This window comes from [Bacillus] caldolyticus, assembly GCF_003595605.1.
GTDB classification, from domain to species: domain Bacteria; phylum Bacillota; class Bacilli; order Bacillales; family Anoxybacillaceae; genus Geobacillus; species Geobacillus thermoleovorans.
The window spans coordinates 2332231-2344366 of sequence record NZ_CP025074.1; the positions used below are offsets into that span (position 1 = coordinate 2332231).

Consider the following 12136-nt stretch of genomic DNA (forward strand, 5'->3'; position numbering starts at 1 on the left):
TTGCACGTTATTGTTCACTCGTGACCGTAACCGCCAACCCGTCCGCATCATAGGAAAGGGCAATCACAAGGCCGTCTTTGTGAAATGCGAGTGCAGGCGGGTAGCCTTGGCCAGAATCGGACTGTTCATACTGGTTTCCAAATAGCGTGATGAGCTGTTGTTTCAAATTGTTATAAATCGCTGTGAGCTGATCGTTTGTATACTCCTGGCCGGCATCGAACGAGTAGCCGTAGAAGGCAAGCTTTCCGTTCTCAAATCCATAGACGAGCAGCGTATGATATCCGAAAAGAGAAGTCGAATAGACCCAGGCTTGGCCGCCGTCTATATTTTCTTGTAGGATAAATTTTGCGGTTTCCAACTTCTTGACTTGAGAAGTGGACATGCCGAGTTTTACTCCACGGAACAGCTGTTCCATTTTAACTTGATTGAGTTTTGCTTTGGAAGGAGTTTCGTATTTTACCCGGGCATCGCGATCGACATAATATCCGCCGCCTAAACCTAACATGCCAGGTTTAAACGTGTAAATGCGATAGACTCCGCCGGCTTTTAACGTTTTTATGTAAACTTTCTTCTCTCCTTGTAACTTATAAAGCTCGGTATCTTTCAAAACAGTTAATTTGCCGATCTGTCCCTGCACCAATTCCATGCCATTCCACCAAACTTTTGCTTGCGCATCGTGGGCGTGAAATGGCGACAGAAGGATTCCGGCGCTTAGCGCTGAGACTGCTAGAAATTTTTTCATGATCTTCATAAAGTATGCTCCTCTCTCACGAAAATGGAAGAATAATATGATCCATTTTAACCTATATTTCGCCCCTTAGCCAAGTGGGTGCGAAGCTTGTTTGACGAAATTTCGACATTTGCACAGCCAAAGCGGCCTCTTTTTCGTTGAAATCATTCTTTTTTCTCTTTTCTTTTGATGGAAAGACCTCTATGATGAAAGAAAAAGAGAAAGGAAGGAGCGGGCGGAAGTGAGGAAATGGGTGCAGGCGGTGGCAATCGGAATGCTGTTGGCTGCGGCCGGATGGCTTTGGATGCCGAGTTCATCAATGGTCAAGGCGGAGGATTGCGAGGAGCTTGTCGGAACGGAAAAAGTGTGGTGGGACGGCGCTGAACTGAAGCCCGGACAAATCGGCCGGTTGACGGTGATGGCGCCGACAGAGCTATGGTTGTCGAACAAAGCAGTGAAGACGCTGCCAAGCGGTGCGGTGTATCGCGTGTACGCGCTAGGCGGCGGCTATTTTGATGTCGGCCGAGGATATGGGATCAAGAACGATGCCCGCGTCCGCTATGAAACGCCGTCAAGAGAGAAGTTGGCCGCTGCTTTATGCGTGCAGCAGGCGAAGGCAAACATGGCGGATGTCACGATGAACGGGGTGGCGATCGGCGACTCGCGCGCCAAGGTCGAAGCGATGTACGGCACGGCGAAGCGCAAGACGAAAAACGCCTACGGCCTATATTGGGAGGCGTATGATCAAGGCGGTTACAAAAACTTTTTGATGGTGAGCTATGACCGTGATCGGGTGGCGGCGATGTACACGAACCAACCGATCGTCCAAACGAAAAAAGGAACGGGCATCGGAACGGCGAAAACGGTGGTGGAAGCGCGCTACGGCCGGCCGCTCGCCTTCATCCAAAAAAAGGATGCCGTCTACGACATTCAAAATGACGAATACGGGACCTATCTTGTCAACGGCCGCTACGTCACCTTCTTTTATGACCGGTACAACAACAACCGGGTGGATGGCGTGCTTGTCGTCAATCGGGCGCTCGAGGATGAAAAGCCCGGGTTTTACGGAACGACGACGGAGGAGCTGCGCACAGCGTATGAATATCAAATTTTTGATTTAGCAAACGCGGCGCGCCGCTTGCACGGGCTTCCGGCGCTCGCGTGGGATGCGAAGGCGGCGGCGGCCGCCCGTGAACATAGCGAAGATATGGCGGTCCATCACTACTTCTCTCATACGAACTTGCAAGGATTGTCGCCGTTTGACCGTCTGAAGCGCCATGGCATCGCTTATCGCGTGGCGGGCGAGAACATCGCCTACGGACAATACGATGCGATTTTTGTCCATGAAGCGTGGATGCACTCGCTCGGGCATCGGCAAAATCTTTTATACCCGGACTTTACCCGCCTCGGCGTTGGGGTGGCGTTCAATTCATTCCATCAACCCTACTACTCTCAAGAGTTTTATACTCCGTGACCGCGGATGATCCTTTCGCTTCTCAAGAGTGTCCCAGCAGTGCTGGGACATTTTTTTGACCAGATAAATGGGAAAAGATCCCCCTTTTTGTAGAAGTTTGTCGTATAATAGAATCGATTGCAACAAAATATAGAAAGAGAGGAAAAGGGGACCAGTGAGAAAAGCGAAGAACATCATCCGCATTGGGGTCGGGGCGGTGTTGGCCGCATGGACGGCGCTGCAAGCGACAGAAGCGGATGCCGGGGCGAATGTCGTCTACTGGGAAGGCATGCGCCTTGTGCAGGGGCAAATTGGGAAATTGGAGATTGTGAAACCTATTAATCTATGGAAACGGGAAAACGGGGCGCTGACGTTTGTCCGCGTGTTGCAGCCTGGAGAACAGTACCGGGTGTATTCGTATGACGAGGCGTTTGGCGGCCAATACGGGGTTGGCGGTGGATATTACGTCACCAATATCAAAGGGCATGTTGTGTATAAAACGCCGTCGAGGGAGAAGCTGAAGCTTGTCAATCCGGGGAAGTATGGGGCAAGGCAGCTGGCGGTCGGCACAGTGGTAAAGGAAGTGTCGACGCGCATTGCCTCTGGGGTGGAAAAAGAGGAAATGGAAATCGTCGGCGCGCGCGGCAAGCAGCATGTGTACAAGCTTGACATCGATACGTCGAATGAGAGGCTGGTCATTGAGACGGCGCTGTCCAATGATCAAGTGCTTGGCATTGAACCGGTGCTTGAGCAGGCAAAACGGTACGATGGCCGCGACGGAACCGTGCTGGCGGCGGTGAACGGCGATTATTTCAAACAGGATGGTTCGCCGACCGATTTGATGGTGCACCGTGGGGAAATTGTGATGACAAATACGACGCCGGCGGCGGAACGGACGATTTTTGGCATCAGCGCTGATGGGAAGCCGATGATTGGAAACCCAGATGTTCAAATTCGTGTTCGAATTGGACAAGGAGGCCCATACCCCGTCGATGGCATCAACAAGCCGCGGCGCGCTCATCAATTGATTTTATACACCCCGTATTTCGCTGCCTCCACGAAAACGAACGCTCTTGGGACGGAAGTCGTGCTGACGAATGTACAAGGGGTGTTGAACGGGAATGGAACGATCACCGGAACGGTGAAGAAAGTTGTAGTCGGTCAAGGCAATGAACCGCTCCAGCCTGGAGAGCTCGTGTTGTCGGGCCATGGCCGGGCGAGTGACTATTTGCGGCAGGCGAAAGAAGGGGATGCTGTGGAAATTTCCCTTCAGTATGACCAGCCCGAATGGAGTGGGGTGAAAGAAGCGCTCGGCGGCCGATACCGGTTGGTGGCGGATGAAAAAGCGCAGTCGTTTTCGATTGAAGGAGTCCATCCGCGTACAGCCGTCGGCATTGACAAGAACGGAAATGTCATGCTCGTCGTTGTCGATGGCCGCCAGCCTGCCTATAGCCAAGGAATGACATTGAATGAGCTGGCCAAACTGATGCATGAGCTTGGCGCGGTCGATGCGATGACGCTCGATGGCGGTGGTTCTTCGACATTTGTCGTCCGCCAGCCAAACGGGCAGCTCAAAGTCGAAAACAAACCGTCTGATGGATTCGCACGGCCAGTGGCGAATGCGCTTCTTGTTGTGTACAAAGAGACGCAAGAGAACGGGGAAAGCGAAGAAGTGCTTGATGACTTTGAAACGGAGTCGAAGTGGAATGCATCGGGCGTCAACTATGTGGGGGCGGCGGTCGAACGGACGACAGAAAAGGTGAGAGAAGGAAAGCAGGCGCTGAAAATTTCATACGATTTCCGCGGGATGCCAGGGACATCCGGCGTCTATGCTAGTCGGGAGGAAGCGATTTGGATTTCGAAACGGCCGCAAGCGATTGGCATGTGGGTGTATGGAGACGGAAGCGGCCATTGGCTGCGCGCCCAGCTGCGGGATGGAAGCGGGCGCCGCATCTGGATCGATTTTGCCCGCCATGTCGATTGGATCGGTTGGAAATATGTGCAGGCCGCTGTGCCTAGCGATGTCGCGCTTCCGCTCATGCTGGAGATGCCGGTGCGTTATATGGAAACGGAAGCGGGACGGAAAAACGCCGGAGCGATTTATATCGACGGCCTTCGCGCCATCTTCCGCTGATGCGCTCGCCTCCCCTGCTTGCCTAGAAGGATGGTGAATGAACAAGGGATGTTGCTCATCGATAGGGGTTCCGAAATCGAGAAAGTCCTTGCATGCTGCTCTTCTAGGCATTTGCATTTCTCTGAAAAGTATTGTATATATTATAAAATGGGCGGATAGGCAAACCACAAGGGAGGCAAAAGTTTGACGATGGACGAGCAAACGTTGTTGGAGCAGTTGCGGAAAAATCCGCCGAAGCTGGTCGGAGGATATAAAAAACAAGGATGGGCGATCAAAGTGTTGGAGCGAATCGCCAATCCGGATGTGGAAGACGAAGGGGACGGCCGGGTGACGGCCAAAGCGGTGCTGCGGGCGCAAGACGGCACGTATTACCCGGCTTTTTTGACAATTGACCTCAATCAACAAGGAAGAGTCGTCGGCGTCTATTTTATCGCTGAAAACAAGGAGCAGTTCGATTTGATTCCGTTCGAATGGGCGAAAGAGTTTCTTGGCAAGCCAGAGCAGGAAATCGTTCCGTTTCGCTACCGGACGCTGAGCAAAATCGACGGCGACAAGCAGCAAACCCATTGGCCGGACTTTAGTTGATCAAGGCTGGCTCTGACAGTCAAAAAGGTGGCTGAAGAGTCGGCCTTATTTTATGCTTTGAAGGGCTTAAGTTCGATTTTTTTCAGAACATATTTTCATTTTGTGTCTTTTCCAGTAAAATTGAAATACATGTTTACTATTTTCATAGATAGCAGGTGAAAGTGTGAGGAGAAAACGGAGAAAAGCATTTTCCATCATCGGATGGCTGGCGGTGTTTTGGTTGTCGTTTTCGCTGTTGACTGTTCAGGCGGAAGCGGCCTCGTTCCCGAATGTGGAGAGGCTTGAACAGCATGCCGCCCAGCTTGAGCGGGCGATGAAAGCGGATCAATGGTCCAAGCCGTACCGTCTCTTGAACCAAGTCAAACGCGATTATGAGGCGGCGAAAAAAGAAGTGGCGCGCGTGCGTCCGCAAACGGCAAGGGCGCAGTTGGAAAAACGGATCGCGGCCGGAGAACAGACGATGAAAAAGGCTTCCGCCTACATCAGCGCTGTCGAAAGCGGGGAGCGATTGCGCGCCTTGACGGCCAACGTCGACCGGGCGCTGCGGATGGGGGATGTGGATGTCGTGTATGATTCCTATGCCCCGTTGCAATACCAAATTCGCAAAACGGCGATTCTCATTGGCCGCGTTCCGGGAGTGTCGCTTCGCGAAAAGATGGAAGGATGGTTTCAACGCCCGGCTTTGGCTGTCAAGCAGCGCGCGTATTATGCCATCAATATTATGCAAGCCATGGACAAGCTGCTTGATGCGTATGATGAAGGGGATATCGCGCGGGCGGAGCGGTTGCTGTCGCTTTGCGACCGGTGGCTGCCAAACGTGGTGGATGCGGCGACGCGCAAGCAGCTGGCGGTGTATATCGATGATTTTAAAGCGCCGGTTGTCTTAGATGTCGATATCGAATAAATCGGCGCATGTCGGGAGAGGAGAGACGGATATGAATGTGATTCAGCGATGGGCGGCGGCTCTTATGTTGCTTGCGGCTTCATTTTCGGTTTGGAGTCCGCCGGCGGAGGCGGCGGCGGCTTCGGCGTCAACGAAGGTGCTCGAAGAAGTGCGGGAAATTGTCCGCCAGTATTATGTGGAACCGGTGAGCGATCAAGTGCTGAAGGCGAGCACCCCGCAAGATATTGTCAAACAGCTTGACCCGTATTCTGCCTATATGACAAAGGAAGAATACGAGGAATTTTTGAAGTGGATTGATATGGAGTCTGTCGGCATCGGCGTGATGGTTGAGGAAGATGAGGACGGCGTCCACATCATGTCTGTCTTGGACAATGGGCCAGCCGCCCGCGCCGGACTGCAGCCGGGCGATGTGATTCAGGCTGTTGACGGGCAGCCGGTAACGAATGAGACAATGGAAAAAGTATTGAGCTTGATCGCAGGAGAAGAAGGAACGACGGTGGCCGTAACCGTTTGGCGGCCGTCGACCGAGGAAACCGTCAGCGTCACCATCAAGCGGGAAAAAATCGACTGGCCGAACGTTGAGTTCAAACGGCTGGCAGGGAATATCGGCTATATTCAGCTATATAGTTTTGATGAGACAGCGCCCGGTGAGATCGAACGCGCCATCCGCTCGTTAAGCGGGGTGAAAGGGTGGATTTTTGACCTCCGCGACAATCCGGGGGGATATGTGGAAACGGCGCAGAAAATCGCTGGCTTTTTCCCGAATGTGAAACAGGCGTTTCAGTTGCGCGACCGTTCGAATCACCCAGAAGTGTATGCCGCTGTCAAACAGCCGGTGCAAATGACGGGACCGATCCGGCTGCTTGTCAACGCGTCGAGCGCGAGTGCGTCGGAAATGTTGGCGGCGGCGGTGAAGGAGCAAAAGGCGGCCGTTTTGTATGGGCAACGGACGTTTGGCAAAGGATCGATGCAGGAAATGTTTGAGCTGTCGGACGGCAGCATGTTGAAGTTGACCGTCGCCCACTTTTTCTCGCCAAAAGGGACGCCGATTCATAACGTTGGGGTGAAGCCGGATGTGCCGACGGTCGTTGGGAAAGAGCTGTATGCCGCTCACCGCGATTTGCTGATTGGGCAGCTGAAAGGGTATCAGTCGCTCGGCAAGCTGCGCAATGCGCCGGTCGATAAGACGTTTGTCGTCCGTTTCTCTCGTCCGCTCGCCAATACCGCGGTAAGCGGAGTAAAATTGTATCAATTAGGTGGACAGGAAGTAGCGGTGACGGCGCAAATCCGCCGGGGGACGGAGCTTTTGATCAAACCGGCAGCGAAGCTGGCCAAAGGGCAGAGCTATTTGTTGGTCATTCCGCCGGTGTTAAAAAGCAAAGACGGCGTAGCGATGAAAAAAGGCGCTTACATGGAGATTCAAACCGCTGCTTCTACGAAATAAGGCTCTCCCATCGAGATGCGTTGGATAGCCGTCTGCTCTTGATGGTGCAAAGTTCGGCTGCTTCGACTAAGGCGCGGCCGACAGCGGGAGCGCGGTCGTTTTGAACGGAACGATGCAAAGAAAGCTGGCCTCCATCGGTCGTTTGGCGACCATGGGGGCCAGCTTTTTGCAGGTTACTCGTCGCTTGACGGCGTTTCTTGCTTTTCGCTCTGTGCCGGGGAGGATGGGATTGTCACCTTCCAGGACGTCCAATCCGGTTCTGCTTTGTGCAGCAATTCCGGTGGGAAGAGGAACGTCCATGGTTTGCTGGTGTGGGCTTTCACTTCCAGATGGCAGGGAAATAATCCGCGGGCGACGATGTCGCCAGCATGATCCCGCACTTCAAGCGGGATTTGTTCAAAATGGATATGTTTGTCGCTGCCGTTGCGAATGAGCAACGTGACGCCTAGTTCACCGGAAGGCAGCTGTTTCGCTTCAATGCCCATGAAGTTCACCTCTCCGGGAGCGGGAGGCGGAACCGAGTCAACGAGGGCTTGCAGATGTTGGCGCTGCTTGGCCGACAGCGCCTGCTCCCAGCTTTCCTCTAGGTCGAGCCGATGCCGCGGTGTCAGTTCAAAGGCGATCTTCCATCCATCTGCGGGCAACTGATCGACGAGCTTGTCCTCGGCGGCGAACAAAAACCGCCACGGGCGGGCCGTCATCGGCGGCAGTTCGCCGAAAGGGCTCATATCAAACTCTTTGCGGGCGATCGCCGTGCCATCCTCGTCAAGCAGCAACAGGCGGATTCGTTCAAAGCGAACCGGCTTCGGCAGCGTGTTGCGCAAAATGGCGACAGCGACAAACCCATCGTTGTATTCGACCAGCTTGACGCCGGAAATGGAAATTTGGTTTGGCTGAAGCGGCGGCAGCTGTTCGTGGTAAAAGCGATAGACGTACGTTTCTTCCGGAGACAGCTGCCAGTCCGGATGAAACGACAGCGTCGTTTTCGTTCCGACCTCCGGCTGTTTGACATGTTGCGCCGGCAGCTCGGCTTCCGGTTGCGTGCGTTGTTTTCGTCGGAAAATCATAGGGAACCTCCTTTACGAGGCGGCGTGCTGCGCCGCGGTTATGGTTTGTTCGCGGCGGCGGCCGCTTCGTCATCGATGACAAACTGGCTTTTCAAATAGTTCATGGCTGTCGTGCAAATGCCGGCGTCGATCGCTTGCTGCAGCGCGACGAATTCGCGGTAGGCGTCCATTTCAAAGGCGCGGTACGGATCCTCTTGGCCGTAGCTGCGCAAATGAATCCCCTCTTTTAATAAATTCAGTTGATTTAAGTGGCGAATCCAGTGGGCGTCGATTGTTTCAACCATCAAATGCTTAAGCCGCGTGGTTTGTTCTTCGTCGCACGGAAGATCGGCGAGCGCCGCTTCAAGCGATTTGTATTCGTCCCAAACAAGCTGGGCGATTTCTTCTTTTTGCTTATGGCGAAGATCATCAATCGGATAGGCAAACCGGAAAAAGGCACGGCGCAGCTCGTTGTGCAGTCCTTCGATGTTCCACTCTTCAAAAAAGACGTTTTCCGGACAATAACGGTCGATTGTTTGCGTGATATGGCGATGGATGTGCCGAAGGAGCTCGGACAGCACCTCTGCTTGCTTCAGCGCCAAGACGCGATCGCGCATATGGTAGATGACTTTGCTTTGTTGGTCGATCACGGTGTCCAATTTCAATAAATGCAATCGCGCCGAATAATGGGCGTTTTCGATCGTTGTTTGCACTTTTTGGACGAACTTGATCGGGTCGGGCGACACGATGCGCCCGGTTTCATCCGTCTCGACTTTGCTTTTCCATTTTTTCAATTCATCTTGATCATACAAGCGGAATAAATCGTCGTCGAGCGAAATGATAAACTGGGAAGACCCCGGATCCCCTTGGCGTCCTGCCCGGCCGCGCAGCTGCATATCAATGCGATGGCTTTCATGGCGCTCTGTGCCAATGATGTGCAGCCCGCCCAGTTCCTTGACGCCTTCCCCAAGCAAAATATCGGTCCCGCGCCCGGCCATATTGGTGGCGATCATCACTTGCCCTTTTTGCCCGGCGGTCGCGATGATGCGCGCCTCTTCTTCCTCCGTTTTGGCATTGAGCAGGTGGTGAGGGATGCCTGCTTTCGAAAACGCTGCTGACAACCGTTCCGACTGAGCGACCGATGTCGTGCCGATGAGAACAGGGCGGCCGATGGCATTCATTTTTTTCACTTCGTCAATAATTTTCCGTACTTTCGCCTCGTACGTCTGGTAGACGAGGTCGTCCCAGTCGGTGCGTCGGGATGGCCGGTTTGTCGGAATCGTAATAACGCGCAGCCGGTACGTTTGCCAAAATTCTTCTTTCGACGGCGTAGCGCTGCCGGTCATCCCGGCCAGCTTCTCATACATGCGAAAATAGTTTTGGATCGTAATCGTTGCTTGGATGTCGTTTTCTTCGGTGATTTCCACACCTTCTTTCGCTTCAATCGCTTGATGCAGGCCGTCGCTGAACGAGCGTCCTTCCATCACCCGGCCGGTGAACGGGTCAACGATCATCACTTTGCCGTTTTTGACGATGTAATCGACATCCCGCCGCATGATAAACCAAGCGCGCAGCGACTGCATCGCATGATGGAGCAGCACGTGATGCTCCCAGTCGTATAGGTTATCGATGCCAAACGCCCGCTCGATTTTTTGCGCCCCTTCTTCGGTGAGGAAAATTTGTTTCGTCTCCGGAGACCGTTCATACTCTTTTCCTTCTTCGAAGGTGCGGACGATGCGTGCCATAATCGGGAACAATTCGGCTCCGATTCCCGATTTATTGGCGATGATGAGCGGGGTGCGCGCTTCGTCGATTAAAATGCTGTCGATTTCATCGATGATGGCGTAATACAGCGGGCGCTGCACTTTATCTTCGAGGCGGTACACCATGTTGTCGCGCAAATAATCAAAGCCGAACTCGGTGCCGGTGCCGTACGTGATGTCGGCCGCGTACGCTTCTTTTTTCTCGCTGGCCGTCATTTGCGACACATTCAGGCCGACGGTTAAGCCGAGAAAGCGGAACACACGGCCCATTTGTTCGCAGTCCCGGCGCGCCAAATATTCGTTGGCCGTAATAATGTGGACGCCTTTTCCAAGGAGGGCGTGCAAGTAGCTTGGCAAAGTGGCCGCCAACGTCTTTCCTTCCCCGGTCTGCATTTCAGCGATGTTTCCTTCATGCATCGCCAATCCGCCCATCAGTTGCACGTCGTAATGGCGCAGACCGAGCACGCGCCGCGCTGCCTCCCGGACGACGGCAAACGCCTCGGTTTTTATGTCATCGAGCGTCTCACCGCGTTCGAGCCGTTCTTTGAAGGCAACCGTTTTTTGGCGCAGTTGTTCATCGCTCAGCGAAGAAATGGTTGGTTCCCATTCATTGATTTGCGCCGCCAGCTTGGCAAGACGCTGCACTTCTCGCGCGCTTTCGTCAAATAGTTGCTTTACTTTTGCAAACATATGTCCATTCCTCTCCTAGACAGGCGTGATTCACATCAAGTGCTCTAAAACCTAATTATAGCACAAGATGTTTCCTGTGGAGGGAGGATGTAAAATGTGGAATCGTTCGCCGGATTGGCGCTCGAGCTTCTCGCGGCAAGGGAAAAAGAAATTTTCCATCCTTGGGGACAAAAAAGGGGTGTAAAAAAAGATTGATTTACTCATCGTATATGGTAACATAAAGATGATGTGTGTTTCCGCGATTTTATAAGGCCAAGGTGATTGCACATGAATATGGAAGCATTTGCCGCATGTTTGGCTTCGTTTATTACAGTATTGGTCATCACCCCGTTCGTGATCAAGCTCGCCATCAAAATTGGGGCGGTCGATCGGCCGAACGGGAGAAAAGTGCATACAAAAGTCATGCCAAGGCTTGGCGGATTGGCCATTTTTATCGGTGTCGCCGTCGGCTATTTTGTCGGCGGGGTGTATAAAGAGCAAGTGACGGGGATGACGGTCGGCGCCATCATCATCGTGCTCGTCGGGATGCTCGACGATTTGTACGAGCTGTCGCCAAAAGTGAAGCTGGCCGGCCAGCTGCTGGCGGCGTTCGTCGTTGTCGCTTCCGGGCTGAAGGTCGATCTTTTGACTGTCCCGTTTGTCGGCACGTTTGAGTTGGGGCTGTGGAGCTACCCGATCACCATATTTTGGATTATCGCGATTACGAACGCCATCAACTTGATCGACGGGTTGGACGGATTGTCCGCAGGCATTTCCGCCATTGGAATTGCGGCCATTGCCGTCATGGCGGGCATGGCGGGCAAAATGCTCATTTTCACGCTCTGCTTGATCATCTTGGGCAGCGTCATCGCTTTCTTGTTTTACAACTTCCACCCGGCGAAAATTTTCATGGGGGATACCGGCGCGTTGTTTTTAGGTTATGCCATTTCCGTCCTGTCGGTGCTAGGGCTTTACAAAAGCGTGACGCTCTTCAGCTTCGTCGTTCCGGTGATCATTTTGGGCGTGCCGATTTTCGATACGACATTTGCCATTATTCGCCGCATTGTGAATAAAAGGCCGATCTCGGCGCCGGATAAGTCGCATCTTCATCATCGACTGCTGGCTCTCGGCTTTTCGCATCGCAACACGGTCTTGCTCATTTATGCGTTTGGCCTGATGTTTGCCATCAGCGCGATTTTGTTCTCCGCCTCGACGTTATGGCAGTCCATTCTCATCGTCTTTGCCTTGATCGTCTTCGGGGAACTGCTTGCTGAACTGATCGGCTTGGTCAATGATCAGTACAAGCCGTTTATGACCTTTATTCGCAAGCTGCTTCGGGGAAGCCGAAAAGTATACGGAAATGACCGATAAATAGCAAATGGGCCGTTTGTGTCATGAAAGGGACAAA

9 protein-coding genes are annotated in these 12136 nt (G+C 53.1%); 6 read left to right on the forward strand and 3 right to left on the reverse strand.

The window, feature by feature from the left end; genetic code table 11:
- Positions 1 to 7: 7 nt before the first annotated feature.
- Complete coding sequence (locus CWI35_RS12065) at positions 8 to 751, reverse strand: hypothetical protein (protein WP_021321951.1); 744 nt, start codon at positions 749 to 751, stop codon at positions 8 to 10.
- Positions 752 to 971: 220 nt separating this feature from the next.
- On the opposite strand from CWI35_RS12065, the gene CWI35_RS12070 reads away from it, so the two are divergent.
- The 5 genes from CWI35_RS12070 (at position 972) to CWI35_RS12090 (ending at position 7250) form a co-directional block, all read left to right on the forward strand.
- On the forward strand, positions 972 to 2204 hold the full coding sequence (locus CWI35_RS12070) for a CAP domain-containing protein (protein ID WP_021321952.1): 1233 nt from the start codon (positions 972 to 974) through the stop codon (positions 2202 to 2204).
- A gap of 154 nt (positions 2205 to 2358) precedes the next feature.
- Positions 2359 to 4317 carry a phosphodiester glycosidase family protein gene (locus CWI35_RS12075; RefSeq protein ID WP_021321953.1) on the forward strand — a complete coding sequence of 653 codons (1959 nt, stop codon included), beginning with the start codon at positions 2359 to 2361 and terminating at the stop codon, positions 4315 to 4317.
- Between the two features lie 183 nt (positions 4318 to 4500).
- Complete coding sequence (locus CWI35_RS12080) at positions 4501 to 4902, forward strand: hypothetical protein (protein ID WP_021321954.1); 402 nt, start codon at positions 4501 to 4503, stop codon at positions 4900 to 4902.
- Between the two features lie 163 nt (positions 4903 to 5065).
- Positions 5066 to 5806, forward strand: coding sequence for a hypothetical protein (locus tag CWI35_RS12085; protein ID WP_021321955.1), 741 nt, complete (start codon positions 5066 to 5068; stop codon positions 5804 to 5806).
- 31 nt (positions 5807 to 5837) lie between these two features.
- Positions 5838 to 7250 carry a S41 family peptidase gene (locus CWI35_RS12090; protein WP_021321956.1) on the forward strand — a complete coding sequence of 471 codons (1413 nt, stop codon included), beginning with the start codon at positions 5838 to 5840 and terminating at the stop codon, positions 7248 to 7250.
- Between the two features lie 173 nt (positions 7251 to 7423).
- On the opposite strand, the gene CWI35_RS12095 is transcribed toward CWI35_RS12090, so the two are convergent.
- Both CWI35_RS12095 and secA2 read right to left on the reverse strand, forming a co-directional pair.
- Complete coding sequence (locus CWI35_RS12095; protein WP_062898970.1) at positions 7424 to 8317, reverse strand: accessory Sec system S-layer assembly protein; 894 nt, start codon at positions 8315 to 8317, stop codon at positions 7424 to 7426.
- A 38-nt stretch (positions 8318 to 8355) separates the two neighbouring features.
- On the reverse strand, positions 8356 to 10749 hold the full coding sequence (gene secA2, locus CWI35_RS12100) for an accessory Sec system translocase SecA2 (protein WP_081130759.1): 2394 nt from the start codon (positions 10747 to 10749) through the stop codon (positions 8356 to 8358).
- 267 nt (positions 10750 to 11016) lie between these two features.
- On the opposite strand from secA2, the gene CWI35_RS12105 reads away from it, so the two are divergent.
- Complete coding sequence (locus CWI35_RS12105) at positions 11017 to 12099, forward strand: glycosyltransferase family 4 protein (RefSeq protein ID WP_020278877.1); 1083 nt, start codon at positions 11017 to 11019, stop codon at positions 12097 to 12099.
- The last annotated feature ends 37 nt before the right edge of the window (positions 12100 to 12136 follow it).